The sequence below is a fragment of the Allobosea sp. GW821-FHT12C12 genome (assembly GCF_058807355.1).
On the sequence record NZ_JBXAQP010000003.1, the window covers coordinates 226,091 to 243,978 of the forward strand.

General features: G+C 68.5%; 15 protein-coding genes and 1 riboswitch. Of the genes, 3 read left to right on the forward strand and 12 right to left on the reverse strand.

The window, feature by feature from the left end:
* From AC1RRW_RS05870 to AC1RRW_RS05905, 8 genes are all read right to left on the reverse strand, one after another.
* The gene (locus tag AC1RRW_RS05870) at nucleotides 1–1,146 is read right to left on the reverse strand and encodes an MBL fold metallo-hydrolase (protein WP_492899640.1); all 1,146 of its coding nucleotides are present in this window, start codon (nucleotides 1,144–1,146) and stop codon (nucleotides 1–3) included.
* Nucleotides 1,143–2,234, reverse strand: coding sequence for an ABC transporter ATP-binding protein (locus AC1RRW_RS05875; RefSeq protein WP_492899642.1), 1,092 nt, complete (start codon nucleotides 2,232–2,234; stop codon nucleotides 1,143–1,145). The genes AC1RRW_RS05870 and AC1RRW_RS05875 overlap by 4 nt, the downstream gene beginning before the upstream one ends.
* Nucleotides 2,222–3,934, reverse strand: a complete 1,713-nt coding sequence (locus AC1RRW_RS05880; protein ID WP_492899643.1) for an ABC transporter permease — start codon at nucleotides 3,932–3,934, stop codon at nucleotides 2,222–2,224. Before AC1RRW_RS05880 ends, AC1RRW_RS05875 begins: the two co-directional genes overlap by 13 nt.
* Nucleotides 3,935–3,952: 18 nt before the next feature.
* On the reverse strand, nucleotides 3,953–4,948 hold the full coding sequence (locus tag AC1RRW_RS05885; protein ID WP_492899644.1) for an ABC transporter substrate-binding protein: 996 nt from the start codon (nucleotides 4,946–4,948) through the stop codon (nucleotides 3,953–3,955).
* Nucleotides 4,949–5,067: 119 nt separating this feature from the next.
* Nucleotides 5,068–6,303: a dihydrolipoamide acetyltransferase family protein gene (locus AC1RRW_RS05890; protein ID WP_492899646.1), complete on the reverse strand. Its 1,236-nt coding sequence runs from the start codon at nucleotides 6,301–6,303 to the stop codon at nucleotides 5,068–5,070.
* Complete coding sequence (locus AC1RRW_RS05895; protein WP_492899648.1) at nucleotides 6,303–7,325, reverse strand: alpha-ketoacid dehydrogenase subunit beta; 1,023 nt, start codon at nucleotides 7,323–7,325, stop codon at nucleotides 6,303–6,305. The genes AC1RRW_RS05890 and AC1RRW_RS05895 overlap by 1 nt, the downstream gene beginning before the upstream one ends.
* Nucleotides 7,315–8,343, reverse strand: a complete 1,029-nt coding sequence (locus AC1RRW_RS05900) for a thiamine pyrophosphate-dependent dehydrogenase E1 component subunit alpha (RefSeq protein WP_492899650.1) — start codon at nucleotides 8,341–8,343, stop codon at nucleotides 7,315–7,317. Before AC1RRW_RS05900 ends, AC1RRW_RS05895 begins: the two co-directional genes overlap by 11 nt.
* Entirely contained in the window at nucleotides 8,340–9,701 is a 1,362-nt protein-coding gene (locus AC1RRW_RS05905) for an NAD(P)H-dependent oxidoreductase (RefSeq protein WP_492899651.1), read from the reverse strand. The genes AC1RRW_RS05900 and AC1RRW_RS05905 overlap by 4 nt, the downstream gene beginning before the upstream one ends.
* A 156-nt stretch (nucleotides 9,702–9,857) precedes the next feature.
* Here AC1RRW_RS05905 and AC1RRW_RS05910 point away from each other — a divergent pair, with 156 nt between their 5' ends.
* Complete coding sequence (locus tag AC1RRW_RS05910) at nucleotides 9,858–10,895, forward strand: sugar-binding transcriptional regulator (protein ID WP_492899652.1); 1,038 nt, start codon at nucleotides 9,858–9,860, stop codon at nucleotides 10,893–10,895.
* Nucleotides 10,885–11,241, forward strand: coding sequence for a hypothetical protein (locus tag AC1RRW_RS05915; RefSeq protein ID WP_492899654.1), 357 nt, complete (start codon nucleotides 10,885–10,887; stop codon nucleotides 11,239–11,241). Before AC1RRW_RS05910 ends, AC1RRW_RS05915 begins: the two co-directional genes overlap by 11 nt.
* Before the next feature lie 441 nt (nucleotides 11,242–11,682).
* Nucleotides 11,683–11,885: riboswitch (cobalamin riboswitch) on the reverse strand.
* A gap of 176 nt (nucleotides 11,886–12,061) precedes the next feature.
* Here the strand turns inward: AC1RRW_RS05915 and AC1RRW_RS05920 are convergent.
* A complete protein-coding gene (locus AC1RRW_RS05920) occupies nucleotides 12,062–13,258 on the reverse strand; it encodes an extracellular solute-binding protein (RefSeq protein ID WP_492899655.1) in 1,197 nt (398 codons plus the stop codon).
* Nucleotides 13,259–13,370: 112 nt separating this feature from the next.
* On the opposite strand from AC1RRW_RS05920, the gene AC1RRW_RS05925 reads away from it, so the two are divergent.
* Nucleotides 13,371–14,513 (forward strand): AGE family epimerase/isomerase, encoded by a 1,143-nt coding sequence (locus AC1RRW_RS05925; protein WP_492899657.1) that lies wholly within the window; start codon nucleotides 13,371–13,373, stop codon nucleotides 14,511–14,513.
* Between the two features lie 14 nt (nucleotides 14,514–14,527).
* On the opposite strand, the gene AC1RRW_RS05930 is transcribed toward AC1RRW_RS05925, so the two are convergent.
* From AC1RRW_RS05930 to AC1RRW_RS05940, 3 genes are read right to left on the reverse strand one after another with little or no spacing between them, the layout of a single operon-like run.
* Nucleotides 14,528–15,556, reverse strand: coding sequence for a Gfo/Idh/MocA family protein (locus tag AC1RRW_RS05930; RefSeq protein WP_492899658.1), 1,029 nt, complete (start codon nucleotides 15,554–15,556; stop codon nucleotides 14,528–14,530).
* Complete coding sequence (locus tag AC1RRW_RS05935; RefSeq protein ID WP_492899659.1) at nucleotides 15,553–16,581, reverse strand: Gfo/Idh/MocA family protein; 1,029 nt, start codon at nucleotides 16,579–16,581, stop codon at nucleotides 15,553–15,555. Before AC1RRW_RS05935 ends, AC1RRW_RS05930 begins: the two co-directional genes overlap by 4 nt.
* A gap of 15 nt (nucleotides 16,582–16,596) precedes the next feature.
* A complete protein-coding gene (locus AC1RRW_RS05940) occupies nucleotides 16,597–17,787 on the reverse strand; it encodes an extracellular solute-binding protein (protein WP_492899661.1) in 1,191 nt (396 codons plus the stop codon).
* Nucleotides 17,788–17,888 lie beyond the last annotated feature (101 nt).

Here is a 17,888-nt window from a genome sequence, read left to right on the forward strand (position 1 = left end):
TCAGATCTCGATGGCGTCGCCGGGTTTCAGGCCGGCAACCAGTCCGGGGATATCGTTGGCCATTGAGGCAGCGGTCACGGCATCGCAGGAATGCGCGAGGACGCGACCGGCGCCGCTCGCCGCCGCCAGCCCGATATTCTCCAACAAGGTCGGATGGGTCGGAAAGCGCAGCCACTCGGCCTCGCCTGCGGCCAGCATGAGATCAGCCGGGCTGCCCTTTGGAATGCCGCCGGTCAGCAGGACAGGGCGACGTTCGCGGCGGGCCTGCGCGAGCGCGGCCCTGGAGGGGCCGGCGAGGCCCATGCCGTCATCGACGAGCAGGGCCGCTGGCGGCAGCGCCTGTCCTTCCTCCCAAAGCAGCGCTTCCGCGAAGCGAGCCGACAGCGTGTCGGCTGCGCCGGGCTTCAGCCAGGTCGAGGCGGCGATCTGCTGGGCCAGCGCTTCGCGCATCCCGAAATGGATCGCGATCGGCGTGTCGATCAGCCCGATCAACTCGACGGAGCGGCCGGAGAGCGGTGTCGGCAGGACGGCGCCTTGCGGGTGGGCCGCGAGCCAGCGTTTGATGGCGGCGCCACGCTCCGCGGCGGGGATGAGGTCGGGGCCGTAGGAGGCATCGACCAGCAGCAGGTCGCAAGGCGGGAGCGCGTCCATGGCGAAGACAGGGCTATCGGGCACGACATCGCCGCAATAGCCGAGGCTTCGGCCGCCTGCATTCAGATGGCACCAGACGCCGCCGACGACATGGCCGCTGCGGCCGGTGCGGATCGTGATCGGGCCGATGGCGAAATCGGCGCCGGGCGTTATCGTCTCGACGGAAGCATTTCGCGCGAGCGCCCGCTCCTTCGGCTTCGCGTAGGCGGCGAGAGTCGCGTCCGTCTCGGCAGCGGATTCGGCGGTCATCATGATGCGGCCGGAAAAGCCGTTGGCGACGCACCAGCCGAGCGCCGCGACGTGGTCCTCATGGGCGTGGGTCACGATGATCGCTTCGACGCGCTCGAGCTCGGACCGCGTTATCGCCGGATAGTAGGCGGCCCCGTGCGCGCTGGTATCGACGCCGACATCGAGAAGGAGCCGCGTCCCGTCATGCTCGATGCCGACGCAGGTCCGGCCCTTTTCGCCGATTCCGCCATGGACCTTCAGTCTCATGCGGCCTTGCCCACGGAGACGCTCTCCGGGATGATCCAACCGTCGCTAATGCCGATGCTGATCGCTTCGCCAGCCTGGGCGGGGGCAGGCTCGGCCGCGTCGAGGCGCAGGACGAGGTCCCGATTGGCGACGGAGCGAGCCTCGATGCGGAAAAAGCCGCCCTGATAGGACAGGCGTTCAACCATGGCCGCGAGGCCATCCTGCCCATTCGCGATGATTCCGATGTCTCGGGCGCGCAGGCAGAGCTTCGCCTGATTGGTCACCGGCTGATCCGGCCGGCAGCGCACGATCGCCTCCAGGCCGAGTACGCCGACCTTGCAGCGCCCTGCCTGCGGCGCGGACAGGATCGTGGCCGGCAGCACCATGCCTTCGCCGATGAAGCCGGCGACCGTGGTGTCGGCGGGCTCGCGATAGAGCAGCGAGGGCGTGGCGAGCTGGAGCAGCCGGCCGCGATCCATCACGGCGATGCGATCGGCCAGCGCCATGGCCTCGGCCTGGTCGTGGGTGATGTAGATCATGGTGGTGCCGGTGCGCTCGTGGAAGCGCGAGAACTCCTCCTCCATCGAGGCGCGCAGATGGACGTCGAGATTGGCGAGCGGCTCGTCGAGCAGCACCAGCGAAGGCTCGGTGACGAGGCAGCGAGCGAGCGCGACGCGCTGGCGCTGGCCGCCGGAGAGCAGGCCGGGCCGGCGCTCGGAAAAGCCCTTCAGGCCGACGAGATCGAGCGCCGCGCCCACGCGCCGGGCCCGTTCCGGATCGCGCACGCCGGCGACCGTGAGCCCGTAGGCGACGTTCTCCGCCACCGTCATGTGCGGCCAAAGCGCATATGACTGGAAGACGATGCCCACCTTGCGGTGCTCCGGCGGGATATGGGTCTCGGCCGAGGAGACGACGCGGTCGCCGATGCGGATCTGGCCTCCGTCGAGCTTGTCGAAGCCGGCGATCTGGCGCAGCAGCGTGGTCTTGCCGCAGCCGGAAGGGCCGAGCACGGCGAGGAATTCGCCGTCTTCGACGTCGATCGCGACGTCGTCGAGAGCAAGAAAGGAGCCGAAGCGCTTTCGCGCCCGATCGATGGTCAGTCGCGCCACGGCAGGACTCCCTGTGGCAATCTCTTCGCGAAGAGGATGGTCGAGGCCATCAGGCCGACGGTGACGACGACGGTGATGGCCGCGAGGGCCGAGGCATAGGTCGAATCGCCGCCCTGCTCGAACGAGAAGACGACGACGCCGAGCGTCTCCGCGCCTGACGACCAGAGCAGGGCCGAGACCGTCAACTCGTTGAAGGCGGTGAGGAAGACCAGCAGCGCGCCCGCGACGGCGGCCGGGGCGACCAGCGGAAAGATGATCGTGACGAGACGGCGCGGCAGGCCGGCGCCCGCGATCTGGGCGGCCTCCTCCAACGTGCGGTCGATCTGGAGATAGCCGCCGATGACCGGACGCAGGCCGAGCACGAGGAAGCGCGCGAGATAGGCGAAGACGATGATCCAGACGGTGTTGTAGAGCGAGACGCCGAACAATGGCAGCGGCTTGAGGAAGAGCAGGATCGCCGCGATGGCGAGCACGACGCCCGGCATGGCGTAGGGCAGCTCCGCCGCGAGGTTGAGCAGGCGCAGAAGCCGCGATTTCTTCCAGACGATGAAATAGCCGAGCGGGACGCAGATCAGCACGATCAGGACCGCGGCGCCCGCCGACATCATGAAGCTGTTGACGAAGGCGCGCTTGGAGCCGGCGTGCTCGAACAGCACATAGGCATAGTTGCCGAATGTCGCCGTCGCCGCGTTGAGCGGAACGCCGAAGGCCGGGATCAGCGAGGTCGAGATCAGGCCGAGGAAAGGCAGCGCCAGCACGAAGACGGCGAAGGTCCAAAGCAGGATCTCCACCGGCATCCGCCAGCGACCGAGCTCGAACGGGCGGATGGCGCTCGAGGTGGTGGTGATACGGAAATCGCGCCGGCGCATCATGAAATCCTGCAGCAGGATGCCGGCCATCGCGATGACGCCGATCAGCAGCGACAGGATGGCGACCTCGGACAGAACGCCGGGGCCGAGGCCGGCGAGCCGCTGATAGATCAGCGTCGGCAGCACCAGGAAGCCGCCGGGAATGCCGAGGAAGGCGGGAATACCGAAATTGCCGAGGCTGGAGACGAAGCAGAGCGCGATGCCGGCGACGAGCGGCGGCGTCATCAGGGGCAATACGACGGTGCGCAGCACGGTCATCGGACTGGCGCCGGCGGAGAGGCCCGCCTCGATCAGCTCCTTGGGCAGGGCGCGCAGGCCGGCGCGCAGGGTCAGGAAGACCAGCGGCGCGTATTGCAGGCCGAGCAGCAAGATGATGCCCTCGCGCGAATAGAGCGGATTGCGGCTGCCGAGCGGCGGCGCCATGCCGATCAGCTTGAGCAGCGTGCTCGATGGCCCGAAGAGCTGCAGCCAGGCGAGAGCCGTGACCTGCGGCGCGATCATCAGCGGCAGGACGAAGCAGAAGGTGAAGGCGTTGCGGGCGCGGATGTCGGTCAGCGTCGCCAGCAGCGCGACCGTGGCGCCGATCAGCACGGCCAGCACCGTGCCGGCGATCGCCGTGACCAGGCTGTTGGCTGTCGCCGTCCAGGTCGCCTGGCTGGCGAGCGCCTTGCCGACCGCCGTCGCCGAGAGCTGGCCGCCGGGAGCCAGCCCCTCGATGACCAGGCGCCCGATCGGCAACAGCGAGAGCAGCGTGACGAGACCGACGAGCCCCCAGAGGAGGCCCGTCTCCTCGACGCGCGTGCGCAGCGTCGCGGGGTCGGCGAGGGACATGCGCACCCCGCCCTCGCCTCAGTTGCCGAACATCGTGGCGAAGCGAGCCTTGTCGGCCTCGGTCGCCTTGACCACGGCCGCGATGTCGGAGGCCATGACGTTGATCTTCGTGCCTTCCGGCAGCCAGGCGGGCGAGCCGATGCCGGGCTTGGCGGGGATATAGCCCATGGCGAGCGCGAGCTTCTGGCCGTCATCGGAGAGGATGAAGTCGACGAAGGCCTTGGCGGCCGCCTCGTTCTTGGTGGTCTTCACGATGGCGACCGGCTCGGTCACGGCCGGCGCGCCCTCCTTCGGGAAGACGAACTCGATCGGCGAACCCTGTTTCTTGGCGTTGTAGGCCATGAAGTCGACAAGGACGCCATAGGCCTTCTCGCCGGTGGCGACGGATTTCAGGACGGCGCCATTTCCGCGCACGGCGACGGCTTCATTGGCCTTCAGACCCTCGAACAGCTTCCAGCCGAGATCGGGACGCGCCGTCATGGTCGAGAGCATGATCGCCGCCGCGCCGGAATAGAGCGGGCTCGGCATCGAGATCTGGCCCCTGTAAGCAGGCTTGTCGAGATCGCTCCAGGAGGTCGGCCTTTCCTTGGCGCCGGTGTTGTAGGCGATCCCGGTGGTGATCAGCTTCGAGCCGAAATAGGTCTTGTCGGCGTCGAACGAGCCGGGCTGCAGGCCATCGGTCTTGGCTTCGGGATAGGCCAGAAGCTGTTTCTGGCCCTTCAGGATCTCCATGCTCGCGGCATCGGCGATCAGCAGCACGTCTGCGCCGGGCTGGCCGGCCGAGATCTCGGCCGCGAGCTTCCCCATCACCTCGGTCGTGCCGGAGCGGAAGATGTCGACCTGGATGTCCGGATAGGCCTTCCTGAAGGCGGCGATGGTCTGGGCGGCGTCCTTTTCGGGCTGCGAGGTGTAGAGCACGAGCTTGCCCGATGGCGTCTGCGAAAAGGCCGGGCCCGCGATGAGCAATGCGCCAAGGGCGGCAGCCATCATGAATTTGCGCTTGGTCTGGATCATGTCTTCGTCTCCTCCGTTGTTCGCCGTCGACCTTTGCGCCGGTTGCGGCGGTCGATCTCGCATTTTGGTTGTCTATAGCCTGCAACTTGCCGCGCTGCCCGGAGGCGCATGATTTTCGATCACAGAAGCACCTCCGGGTTTTCGAGCGCCTCACGCAGATCCGCCATGAAGCGGGCCGCCGCGACGCCGTCCACGATCCTGTGGTCCGAGGACAGGGTGAAATTCGCCATCGGCCGGAGAACGACCTGGCCGTCGCGGCCGACTGGTTTGTCGATCGTCCGGCCGACCGCGAGAATCGCGCCTTGCGGCGGGTTGATGATCGCGGTGAACGAATCGACGCCGTACATGCCGAGATTGGAGATGGTGAAGGTGCCGCCGCCGAGTTCCGCCGGGGTCAGCGTGCGCCTGGCCATGCCATCGCGCAATCGGGCGAACTCACGGGTCATGGCCGGCATGTCCATGGCGCCGGCGTCGCGCAGCACCGGCACGACGAGGTCGCCGTCGCGCTCCATGGCGATGCCGATATCGATGCGTTCGTGGAAGCGCGTCGCCTCGCCCTCGGCGGAGGCGTTGATGACCGGGTGGTCGCGCAGGATGCGGGCGGCGAAGCGGGCGATCAGCACAGTCAGGCTGGGCCTGGGAGCGCCGATGCGCTCGTGACGCCTGGCGAGGCGGTCGAGCAGGTCGCGCGCGGCGCTCATCTCGATCTCGGATGTCAGATAGAAATGCGGGGCGGTGCGCATGCTCTCGGAGAGCCGGTTCGCGACGATGCGGCGGATGGCGGAGAAGGGCCGCAGGCGTCCTTCGGCAGCATTCATGGGCGCGGGCGGTGACGGATGCGCCTGCTGCGCCGCCGCACAGTGCAGGCGCTGCTCCAGATGGCGCCTGACATCCGCTTCGCCGATGCGCCCGCGCGGTCCGGCGCCGGTCACGGCCTTGAGGTCGAGGGCGTTCTGGCGGGCGATGCGGCGGGCGAGCGGGGTCGCGCGCAGGCCCGACGAGGTGGGCGATGCCGCGATCACCGGGGCGGCCGGCGCATCCGCTTTTGAAAGAGGCGCGGCAGCCGCCACGGAAGCGGCGGCGGCTGCCGGCTCGGACGGTATGGCGGCAGCCTCGCCGTCGAGATAAATCCACGCAACGGGTGTTCCGACCGAGATCGGCACGCCGGTCTCGGCCTTGATGTTGCGGATCGCGCCGCTGGCGGGGGCCTCGACCTCCATGACGGCCTTGTTGGTGCCGATCTCGAAGATGGTGTCGCCCTGGCGGACGAGGTCGCCCTCCCTGACGTGCCAGGCCTCGATCGTGCCCGTCTCCATGTCCATGTCGACCTTGGGAAGGATGACCTCGACCGGCATCAGGCTTCCCCGCGGCGGACGAGATTGGCGGCGGCGGCGACGATGTCGTCCTCCTGCGGGACGGCCGCCTTCTCCAGCACCGGATTGTAGGGGATCGGCGCATCGGCGCCGCCGAGCCGGATGATCGGCGCGTCGAGGAAATCGAAGACCTCGCTCTCGGCGATCATCGCCGAGATCTCGGCGCCGATGCCCATGATCTTGACGCCCTCGTAGACGACCATGAGGCGGTGCGTCTTGCGCACGCTCTCGGCGATGGTGGCGAAGTCGATCGGGCGGATCGAGCGCAGGTCGATGACCTCGGCCGAGATGCCGTCCGCGGCGAGGCGTTCGGCCGCGGCCTCCGCCTTGCGCGCCATGATCGAGGAGCCGACGATGGTGAGGTCCGTTCCCTCGCGGCGGATCGCGGCCTTGCCGATCGGGACGCGATAGGCCTCGGCCGGGACATGGCCCTTGGTCTTGTAGAGCAGCTTGTGCTCGAAGATCAGCACCGGATTGGGGTCGTCGATCGCCGCGAGCAGCATGCCCTTGGCGTCGTGCGGCGTGCTCGGCTGCAGCACCTTGAGGCCCGGGACATGGGCGAACCAGGCTTCGAGGCTCTGGCTGTGCTGGGCGGCGGCGCCGGTGCCCGAGCCGCCGGGCAGGCGCACGACCATCGGCACGCTCGCCTTGCCGCCGAACATGAAGCGGATCTTGGCGGCCTGGTTGACGAGCTGCTCCATCGCGAGCGTGACGAAATCCGAGAACTGGATTTCCAGCACCGGCCGCATGCCGGTGATCGCCGCGCCGACCGCTGCGCCCGCGATGCCGAGCTCGCTGATCGGGGTGTCGATCACCCGGTCCTTGCCGAAGCGGTGGACGAGGTCGCCCGAGACGCCGAAGGCGCCGCCATAGACGCCGACATCCTCGCCGAACAGGAAGACGCGCTCGTCGGCCTCCATCGCCTGGCCGAGCGCCTCGCGCACCGCCTCGGCATAGGACAGCTCGCGCATCTCGGTCGCGGCTTCGAGCGTGTCAGATGGCATAGACGTCACGGGTCAGGTCTCTCGGATCGGGGTCCGGGCAGGCGCGGGCGAATTCGACGGCGGCGTCGATGTCGCGTTGGGCGTCCTCCTCCAGCTTCATCAGCGTGGCCGCATCGAAGCGGTCATGCGCCTTGAGCTCGTCCTCGAGCCGCCGGATCGGGTCCTGATTGCGCCATTCCTCGATCTCCTCCTTGGAGCGGTAGAGATTGCGGTCGCTCTTGGAATGGCCACGCCAGCGATAGGTCTTGCATTCGATCAGCGAGGGGCCTTCGCCGGAGCGGGCACGCGCGATCGCCATCTTCGCGACGGCCGCGACGCCGGCGAGGTCGTTGCCGTCGAGGCAGTGGCCCGGCATGCCGTAGGCGCCCGCCCGGTCGGCGACGTTCGGCACGGCCATGGCGCGGCCGATGTCCATCGACATGCCGTACTTGTTGTTCTCGCAGACGAAGACGACCGGCAGCTTCCAGATCGAGGCCATGTTCAGCGCCTCGTGGAAGGAGCCCTCATTGGAGGCGCCGTCGCCGAAGAAGACCATGCAGACGCGGCCGTTCTTCTGCGCCTTGACGCTCATGCCGACGCCGACCGCGATCGGCAGGCCGCCGCCGACGATGCCGTTGGCGCCGAGATTGCCGCCGTCGACATCGGCGATGTGCATCGAGCCGCCGCGGCCCCTGCAGTAGCCGGCCTCCTTGCCGAAGAACTCGGCGAACATCAGCTTCGGCTCGGCGCCGCGCGCGATGCAATGGCCATGGCCGCGATGGGTCGAGAGGATGTAGTCGTGGGCTTCCAGCGGCAGCGTCGCCCCCACGGCGCTCGCCTCCTGGCCGATCGAGAGATGCATCGTGCCGTGGATCAGCCCGCGCATGTAGCTCGCCTCGGCCGCCTCCTCGAACTTGCGGATCAGATGCATCCGGGTCAACGCCCGTGCGACCGTCTCGTCGTCGAGCGCGGCGAGCTCCGGCCGCTGGTTGGGCTTCAGGCCGGCGCCCGCGGCTTCGTCCGTCTTGCGCGCGCTCATGCGGCGTCTCCGGAGGTCAGCGCGGCGACCATCGCGTCCTGGGCGCGGCGCACCTCGACGATCTTCAGCCGCTCGTCGGGGACGGCGTCGGCCAGGGTGATCAGCTCGCCCTTGCGGACGGGCCGCGTCATGGTCGCACCCTGGGCGAGGCCGATCGGCAGGGCCTTGCGGGCCTGGGCATCGGTGCGGGAAAGGGCGAAGCCGCGATAGCCGTATTCGCCGATGGCATCGAGCGTCTCGCCGGCGGCGAGATCGCGCTTGGCGAGGCAGCCGACCTCGGAGGTCGGCACCGGCAGCGGGCGCATATGGCTCTGGTTGAAGATGACGGCGGCGGCGGCCGAGAGCGGCACTTCCAGGCTCGTCAGGTGATAGGGCCGGAAGAAGGAATAATAGGGGCCGGGGCCGAGGTGCAGGTCGCTCATCCGCTCACGGACGCGGGGATGGCGCATCTCCGCGATCGCGAAGACGCCGGGCGCGACGCCCTTGGCCACCGAGAAATCGACCACGCCCTTTTGCGAGAGCAGGCCGCCTTCCTCCTTCGGGCAGAAATAGTTCTGCAAGTCGTCCTTCGGCGCGGCGGGGCCGTGCATGCCGGGGATGTCGGGAATGAAGCCGCAGGCATTGGCGATGGCGACCATCTCGACCATCGTCTTCGAGCCGTCGACGAACTCGACCAGCATGCGCGGGTTCATGTTCCGGCGGGTGGCTTCCGCGACATAATCCGACGGCGCCGCATCAATGCGGAAGGGGTTGTTCTTGCCCTTGCCGGCGGCGACGACCGGATAGCCCATCGCGCGGACGAAATTGATCAATTCCATCGTGGCGGCGGGCTCGTCGCCGGCGCCGAGCGTGTAGACGACCCCGGCCTTGGCCGCCTCCACCGCGAGATAGGAGCCGATCGTGATGTCGGCCTCGACATTCATCATCACGATATGCTTGCGCGCGGCGATCACGGTCAGCGCGACGCGCGATCCGGCCTCGGGGTTGCCGGTGGCGTCGATGATGACGTCGACATGGGCCGAGCGGCAGATCAGGTCGAGCGAGGTCGTGGCGGCGATGCGACCCTTGCGACGGGCGGCATCCAGCCCGGCATCGTCGGCGACATTGTCGACGTCGCCCTTGCGCCCCGCGAGCGCGGCGGCCTCGGCAACGCGATCCGGCGCGAGATCGGCGACGGCGGCGATCTCCATGCCGGCCATTTGGGAAATCTGGACGACGATGTCGGTGCCCATCTGGCCGGCGCCGATCAGGCCGACACGGACGGGCTTGCCGGCCCTTTGCCGGAAATCGAGGGCCTCGGCCAGTGACAGGCCGGCGGCGGGCGCGCCCAGAGGCGGCTGCGGCTGGATCGCGGCCATCGTCGATATCTCTCCCTAGGACATATGTTCTTTAATGGAAACAAAAGAACAAGTCATTCGTTCTGTCAAGCGCACAGAAGTTCAAATTGGTTGCCTTCCACCGCGCGATGCGGTGATGGTGTAGCGGGCGCCGTGGCGGCGCGGCAGGAAACGCCAGTGGAAGACGCGTTCGGAGCAGGGAGAAGTCAGGGCGAGATGCCGGTGGCGGAGGCCAAGGTCCGCGCCGCCTGGCTCTATTACGTCGAGGGCCTGACCCAGGAGCAGATCGCCGAGGCGCTGGGCTTGAGCCGGATCAAGGTGATCCGGATGCTGGCGGCGGCCCGCTCCGACGGGCTGGTCAAGATCAGGATCGATGCGCGCTCGGCGCGGCAGGCCGGTCTGGAGCGCGGCCTCGTCACCGCTTTCGGCCTCAGGGAGGCTGTGGTGGTGCCGGCCGCTCGGGATGTCGCCAGCGTGTCGGCGCTCGTCGGCTATGCCGCGGGACTCTGGCTCTCCGACAGGCTGACCGACAACATGTCGCTGGCCGTCGGCTGGGGGCAGACGCTGCATCTGGCGCTGAGAGGCATGCAGCCGCGCCAGGTCGAGGCGATGTCGGTGGTCTCGCTGCTCGGCGGGCTCACCCATTCGCGCAGCATCAATCCCTCGGCGGTGGCGCGCCGCGTCGCCGACATGTTCGGCGCCGACTGCTTCCAATTGACCGCGCCGGTGTTCGTCTCGAATGCCGAGATCCGCGATGCGCTCTGGCGCGAGCCGACCTTGCGCGACCTGCTCGACAGGGCGCGGTCGGCGGATGTCGCGCTGGTCAGCGTCGGCGACGTAATCCCGGATTCGACGCTGTTCCGCGAGGGCCTGCTGCCGCAATCGGATCTCGCCGGGTTGAAGAAGGCAGGCGCCGTCGGCGATCTCGTCTGCCATTTCATCGATGCCGACGGCGAGCTGGTGGATCACCCGGTCAACCGGCGTATCATGGCGGTGGGCCCGGCCGATCTCAGAGGTATCGGCCTCGTCGCGATCGCGGCCGGCGGCGCCCATAAGGAACGTGCGATCCGCGCCGCCTTGCGGGCGAGTGCGGCGAAGGTCCTGATCACCGATGAAGGCGCCGCCGAGGCCCTGCTGGCTGGCGGCGTCGAGCAAGGCGGGCTCGTGAAGCCTATGACAGCGGGAGCCGAACGGGGGACACGCCATGGCCAATAATTTCGAGCAGTTCGCGCGCAACTCCCTGCAGTTCCGGCCGTCCGATATCCGCCTCATGCTGGAACGGATCCATTCCCACATCGTGAAGCGGCGTATGTCGGCGGAGGAATTGCTGGAGGTCGTGCAGGGCCTCGACTTCGCCAATGTCGAGGCCTTCGGCGACCACATCGGGCTGTCGCGGCGGACATCGCAGAGCTGGGCGCGCTACGGGTTGTCCCGGGACGCCGCGCAGCTCTTGCTGGCGCTGCTCAACTACCGCCAGCGTCTGCTGGACGCGATGGAGGATTTCGAGAAGACGACCCAGATCCCGCTGGACGGTTTCTTCGAGAACCAGAAACTCCCCTGAGCGCTGACAACGCCAGGCTCGATGGCCGCTTCGATCCGCGGACGAGGAGGACCGCGCGAAAATGGTCACGGGCGAGAGCGCAACCAACATCCTGATCCACTCGCCGGCGGCGTCGCTGCCGATCCGGCGGTCAGGCTGCTGCGCACCGGCGCGATGCGCGCCTTCGGCTCCCAGCTCGGGCAGGCGCCGCAGCGCGCAACCGCTGCGCCGCCTTCGGCGGCGGCGGCGGCGTGGCCATGGTTCTGGGGAGCTCGACCGCGACGACGCTTCTGGTCTCTTCCTTCGCAGGTCGGCGGATCGGCGTTCGGAACGGGGATCACGATCGAGACCTCGGGCGATGAACGTCGTGGCACGTCACCGCGGGCGCGATCTCCCGCTCGCCCTCTTTCAAATGGCAACCAGTTGAACCGGCGATCGAAACACCCCGTCCGACGGGCTCGCGTGTGACCACGACCGACGGCAGGTCTCCTTGGCTCGCGGGTCAGCGCCTTGTCGCCGCCTTTCTCAGGGCCGAGGTCCCAGTGGCGTGTGGCGACAAGGCTCGCCGTTTACAGCTGCTGGGGCAGCCGCGGCATGGGATGGCGAACCATCCGCGCTGCGTTCTCTGTCGGTCCCGTGAAGGAACCGTCGCGTTCAGGAATAAGGCCCAAATGCGACTGCCTCAAACGCACGGACCGCGGTCTGCCCTATCCTGCACGCTCGGTCCCGGCGCCTTTTTGCCCGGAAAGCGGGAGCAATCCGGGCTTGCTCATATGGACGGCGTTCACGCCGCGCACTGACGGCGAGGCGGCGCGGTCGCGCCGCCTCGCCTGCCTGATCGCTACTTGCGCTTGGCGCCGACTTCCTCGTCCCAGCGCCGGAAGGCCAGCACCATCTTGTCGGGCGTCAGCGGCGTCTCGATCGGGTTGTTGGCGATCAGGTCGGCATATTCCGGCCGGCCGAACTCGGCGATCGCCTTCTGGCTCTCGGGCGGGGCCATCGACAGCGGCACGTCCTTCACCGCCGGACCCGGATAGAAATAACCCTCGTCATAGGTGAAGGCCTGCTGCGCCGGGGTCAGGGTATAGCTGATCAGGTCGAGGATGACCGCGAGCTTCTCGGGCGCGACGCCCTTGGGCACGAACATGTACTGCGCGTCCGAGACCCAGTGGAAGCCTTTCAGCGTCTGGATCCTCGCTTCCTTCGGCACGATGCCGAGCACGCGCGGGTTGATGTCCCAGCCCGTGGTCGAGACGATCATGTCGCGCGAGCCGTCGCCGAGCTCCTTCATCGTCGCGCCGGTGCCGGTCGGATAGTATTCGATGTTCTGGCCGAGCTCCTTGAGATAGGCCCAGGTCTTCTCCCAGCCATTGGCCGGATCCTTGGGATCCTTGTCCTTGAGCAGATAGGGCAGACCCATGATGAAGGTGCGGCCCGGCCCTGAATTGGCCGGCCGCGCATAGAGGAAGCGGTTGGGGTTCTGTTTGGTCCAGGCGAGCAGTTCTTCCGTCGAGGTCGGCGGCGTCTTGACCTTGGCCGGCATGTATTCGAGCAGCGGGCCGGAGGGGTAGTAGACCACGCACATGCCCTGGCCGCCGCCGAGATTGTGCATGTCGAGCGCGGGCTTGAGCAGGATCTGCGTGGGGTCGGGCAGCGAGGCGGCATGGGCCGGCAGCAGCGGCTCCCAGAGGTTCTGCTCGATGCCGGCCGAGAGCGCGTCGAGCCCGCCGATGACGAGGTCGATGTCGACGCGCTTGGCCTCCTGCATCGCCTTGATCTTGCCAGGCAGTTCGGGCGCCGGCGCCTTGGTGAAGGTCATGCGCGAGACCAGGTTCTTCTTGGCGTCGCGATAGTTCTCCAGCGGCTTCTGCAGAAGCGCGAGCGCGCCGCCGACATCGATGATGCTCAGCGCGACCGGCGATTTCGGCAATGCGAGGCCCTGCGCGAAGGCGCCGCCGACCTGCATGGCGGCGACGGTCGCGACGCCGCCCTCGACGAACTGGCGGCGCGAGGTTCCGGGTTTTGGTGTGTCAGACATGTTTGCTCTCCCTTTTTCGTTCGCTGCTTCTAGGCCGTCAGGTATGACCTGCCGTCGACGACCGCCGCCCCGGAAGGGGCTGCGGAATGGGGCTGGATGCGAGGAGCGCGCGATGCGCGGATACGAGGCCGACGCCATCGAAGACTGGCTGACCGGAACGCTGCTGCCGGGCTGGCTGGCGCGGGCCCATGCGCCGGGCCGACCGGGCTATGTCGAGATGGTCGCTCCGGACGGCAAGGCTCTGGACGACGGCACGCGCAGCACGCTGGTCACGGCGCGGCTGGCCTATGTCTTCAGCCACGCCCATCTGCTCGGCGTGCCGGGCGCGCTCGATACGGCTCGGCGCGGCATGGATTTTCTCTGGAACGGCTGCCGGCGATCGGACGGACTTTTCAGTCACCGCTGCACGCTGGCCGGCGAGCCGGTCGACGCGAAGTCGGATTTCTACGACCTCGCCTTCGTGCTCTTCGCCTGCGGCTGGTTCGCGCGCGCCAGCGGCGAAACGGTCTGGCTGGAACGGGCCGGAGAAGTCATGGGCTTCATCGAGACCGCGCTGGCGCATCCGGCCGGCGGCTTCGCCGAGGACACGCTCGGCACGCTGCCGCGCCGGCAGAACCCGCATATGCACCTGCTCGAAGCCTGCCATGCTCTGGCCGAGAGCGGTGGCGGAACGCGCTGGCTCGACCGCGCCGGGATGCTGGTCGGGCTGATGCGGGAGCGCATGCTGGACCGGGCGACTGGCTCGATCGGGGAGTTCTTCACCGCCGATTGGCAGCCCGCCGCCGGCCGGGCGGGACAGGTTCGCGAGCCCGGCCATCATTACGAATGGACCTGGCTGCTGCATCACCATGATCGCCTGAACGGCGGATCGAGCGGCCGGGCGGCGGCGCGGACGCTCTACGTCTTCGCCGAGCGGCATCACGGCCCCGGACAGGCGCATCCGATCGTCAACGAGGTTGGTCCGGACGGCGCGGTTCTCGACGGCGCTGCGTTGCTCTGGCCGCAGACCGAACATCTCAAGGCGCTGACGGCGCGGATCGAGTTCGAGGGCGACACCGGGGCGGCGGCGAAGCTCGATCCGCATCTGGCGCTGATGTTCGAGCGCTTCGTCGATCGCGAGACGGGCCTTTGGCGCAACCGCATCGACGAGACCGGCGCGCCGGTCGTCGCGGCCGTGCCGGTGCGCGTGCTCTACCATCTGCTGCTGGCGCTGGCCGAGGTCGTGCGTGTCAAGCGGTCGGTGCGAGCCGGGTGAGGGACAGACCACGCTCATGACGCAGCTCCCTTCGCGCCCAGCCAGCCCGCGGCCGCGAGGATGTCGTCCACCAAGCGCTGCGAGGCCAGCGCCTCCTCGCCCGTCACCGCCGGATCGCGGCCCTGCTCGATCGCGTCGAGGAAGTCCGTGATCACGGCCCGGTGGGCGTCGTGCGGGAAATCCATGATGTTGGCGCCGCTGCCGGTCGAACCCTCGGCCTCGACGACCTCCTCGCGGCCGTCGAGGAAGGACAGCTCCAGCCGGCCGCCGACCAGCGCCGCGAAGCCCTTGGCGCCGGTGATCTCGATGCGCTCGGGATGGCCGGGATAGGCCGCCGTCGTGGTCACCAGCGTCGCCGGCGCGCCGGCGCCCGTCTCCAGCAGGGCCGCGACATAGTCCTCGGTCTCCATGCGGTGAAGTCCCGTCGTGCGCGCCTGCGCCGCGACGACCTTCGAGACGCCGACGAGCGAACGGAACAGGTCGAGCGAGTGGATCGCCTGCGTCAGCAGCACGCCGCCGCCGTCGCGCTGGAGCGTGCCCCGGCCGGGCTCGTCGTAATAGGCCTGCGGACGCCACCACGGCACCTGCAGGAAGGCGGCCTCGATCGTGCCGAGTTCGCCGCCGTCGAGCGCGGCCTTGAGCCTCAGGCTCGCCGGGCGGAAGCGATGCTGCAGCACGACGCCGAACACTTTCCGGGCCTTGCGCGCGGCGGCAACCAGTTCCGTCCCGCGCGCGCTGGTCAGCTCCAGCGGCTTCTCGACAAGCACGTGCTTGCCGCATTCCAGGCAGCGCCGCGAGACCTCGAGATGGCTCGACGGCGGCGTCAGCACGATCGCGGCCTCGACCGACGGGTCGGCCAGCACGGCGTCGAGATCGGTCGTGATCGGGAAGGGGAAATCGCGGGCGAAGGCGGCAGCGCGCTCGGGCGTGCGGCTGACGGCGTGGCGGACCTCGGCGCGTTCCTTCAGGTCGAGCAGGCTCCTGGCGTGCGGCAGCGAGGCCGGCCCGAGCCCGATCACGGCGATGCCGATGCGGCGGGTCATGCGGCGGCGCTCCGGGCGGGTCTGGTCGATAACCGCATCGCGCGGGCCTGCGCCTCCAGCGCCAGCCGGCAGACGGTGAAGACGTGGGACTGGCGCATCGCGCTCTCGCCGCGCGAGGCGACGTCGGCGATCAGGTTGCGAAAGTAAGTCAGCGGCTCGCCCGAGGCGTCGATGTGGCGGGCGCCGGTCTTGTCGACGAGGAAGACATGGTCGGTGCCGGGCCGGCCGGCGATGTCGACATATTTGCGCAGCTCGATCGTGCCCTCCGTGCCGAGCAGCGTCAGCCTGCCGTCGCCCCAGCTCGGCAGGCCGTCGGCGGTGAACCAGTCGCAGCGGACATAGCCGCCGGCCCGGTCGCTGCGCAGCAGGATCTCGCCGAAATCCTCGAAATCCGGCAGGTCGTCGGCGCCGAAATGGCCGACCGAAGACGCCACGATCTCGGCTTCGCCCGAGCCGGTGAAGTGCAGGAACTGGTCGATCTGGTGCGAGGCGATGTCGGTGAGGATGCCGCCATAGGTCGCCGTCTCGAAGAACCAGCCCGGCCGGATCGCCCGGTTGAGCCGGTGCGGGCCCAGGCCCACGGTCTGGATGACGCGGCCGATCGCGCCGTCTTCGATCATCTTGCCCGCGACGATGGTGGCCGGCACGACGAAACGCTCGGAAAAGCAGACCGAGAAAATCCGGCCGGTTTCCGCCACGGCCGCCTCGACGGCCTTGAGCTGGTCGAAGCCGGTCACGCCCGGCTTGTCGACCATGACGTCCTTGCCGGCCTTCATGGCGCGGATGGCGATGGCCGCGCGGTCGCAGGGTATTGCGGCGCAGACGATCAGGTCGATCGACGGATCGTCGAGCAGCGCCTCGCGTCCGCCCGGAACGAGCGCGGGAAAACGCTCGCGAAAGCCTGAGAGCACGCGTTCGTCGCTGGTCGCCGGATCGTAGCCGACGCAGACCGCGCCGGCCTCGATCAAGCCGCCCACCATGTGGAAGATGTGGCGGTGGTCCAGCCCTATCGCCGCGAAGCGCATGCTGCCTCCCCTGGCCTATTTCGGCGCGCCATGTCCGACGCCGATCTCCTGGTCCCAGCGCCGGAAGGCGGCGACGAGGCGCTCGGGCGTCAGCGGCGGACGGGTCGGCGTCCTGGCGATGAGCTCGTCATAGCCCGGCCGGCCGAACTCTTTCAGCACGTCGCGGCTTTCCTGCGGCGCCATGGCGAGCGTCACGCCCTTGATGGCGGGGCCGGGATAGAAATAGCCCTTGTCGTAGGTCGCGGCCTGCGCCTCGGGCTTGAGCATGTGCGACATCAGCGCCAGCAGCGCCGGCATCTTGGCCGCGTCGGCGCCCTTGGGCACGCACATGAACTGCGTATCCGGGATCCAGTGCGTGTTGGCGAGCACGAAGACCTCGGCCTCCTTCGGCACGATGCCGAGCGCGCGCGGATTGATGTCCCAGCCGAAGGTCGAGACGATGACGTCGCGCGTGCCCTCGCCGAGTTCCTTCATCGTCGCGGCGGTGCCGCCCGGATAGTAGTCGACGCCGGCGCCGAGTTCCTTGAGATAGGCCCAGCTCTTGTCCCAGCCGTTCATGGGATCGGTGGGATCGCTGTCGCCGAGGATGTAGGGGAGCCCCTGCAGGAAGGTCCAGCCGGGGCCGGAATTGACCGGGCGGGCATAGGTGAAGCGCTTGGGGTTCTGCCTGACGTAGGCGAGGAACTCCTCGGCCGTCCTGGGCACGGTTTTCAGCCGGTCGGCCGCGTATTCGAACAGCGGGCCGGACGGCGAATAGGCAACCGCGACGCCCTCGTTCTGGCCGAAGTTCTTCTGCATCATCAGCGCCTGCTCGTGATAGACCTCCTCGGCCCTGGGCAGGCTGGCGGCATGGCTCTTCCAGACATCGACCCAGAGGCCCTGCTGGATGCCGTCCGACATCGCGCCGGGGCCGGTCAGCACGAGGTCGATGTCGACCCGGCCCGCCTGCTGCTGCGCCTTGAGCTTGGCCGGCAGCTCCGGCGACGGCGCGCGCGAGAAATTCAGCCGCGAGATCAGCTTCGGATTGTCCCTGGCGAATTTTTCGATCGAGACCTGCGTCAGCTGGAGGTTGCCGGCGACGTCGATGATGTTGAGCGCGACGGGGGCGGCCTGCGCCCGCGCGCCCGTCGCGGAGAGCGCGGCGAGGCTGGCCGCGCCCGCGATCACGCCGCGGCGGCTGGGCTTCGATCCGTGCGTATCGGTCATCGGTCTCTCCCTGGGTTCGACCCTCCTTCCGCCGCCCTCGAACGCGCGACGCCGGGGCCAAGATGTTGTCGCGCCGGCCTCGCGCCGCCGCGGGTCTTCCT

Bases quoted from the DNA above. Each gene is read 5' to 3' on its own strand.
- AC1RRW_RS05895 (WP_492899648.1), bottom strand. From the start codon at position 7,325: ATGCCATCTGACACGCTCGAAGCCGCGACCGAGATGCGCGAGCTGTCC.
- AC1RRW_RS05940 (WP_492899661.1), bottom strand. From the start codon at position 17,787: ATGACCGATACGCACGGATCGAAGCCCAGCCGCCGCGGCGTGATCGCG.
- AC1RRW_RS05870 (WP_492899640.1), bottom strand. From the start codon at position 1,146: ATGAGACTGAAGGTCCATGGCGGAATCGGCGAAAAGGGCCGGACCTGC.
- AC1RRW_RS05900 (WP_492899650.1), bottom strand. From the start codon at position 8,343: ATGAGCGCGCGCAAGACGGACGAAGCCGCGGGCGCCGGCCTGAAGCCC.
- AC1RRW_RS05905 (WP_492899651.1), bottom strand. From the start codon at position 9,701: ATGGCCGCGATCCAGCCGCAGCCGCCTCTGGGCGCGCCCGCCGCCGGC.
- AC1RRW_RS05880 (WP_492899643.1), bottom strand. From the start codon at position 3,934: ATGTCCCTCGCCGACCCCGCGACGCTGCGCACGCGCGTCGAGGAGACG.
- AC1RRW_RS05925 (WP_492899657.1), top strand. From the start codon at position 13,371: ATGCGCGGATACGAGGCCGACGCCATCGAAGACTGGCTGACCGGAACG.
- AC1RRW_RS05920 (WP_492899655.1), bottom strand. From the start codon at position 13,258: ATGTCTGACACACCAAAACCCGGAACCTCGCGCCGCCAGTTCGTCGAG.
- AC1RRW_RS05890 (WP_492899646.1), bottom strand. From the start codon at position 6,303: ATGCCGGTCGAGGTCATCCTTCCCAAGGTCGACATGGACATGGAGACG.
- AC1RRW_RS05915 (WP_492899654.1), top strand. From the start codon at position 10,885: ATGGCCAATAATTTCGAGCAGTTCGCGCGCAACTCCCTGCAGTTCCGG.
- AC1RRW_RS05930 (WP_492899658.1), bottom strand. From the start codon at position 15,556: ATGACCCGCCGCATCGGCATCGCCGTGATCGGGCTCGGGCCGGCCTCG.
- AC1RRW_RS05885 (WP_492899644.1), bottom strand. From the start codon at position 4,948: ATGATCCAGACCAAGCGCAAATTCATGATGGCTGCCGCCCTTGGCGCA.
- AC1RRW_RS05935 (WP_492899659.1), bottom strand. From the start codon at position 16,581: ATGCGCTTCGCGGCGATAGGGCTGGACCACCGCCACATCTTCCACATG.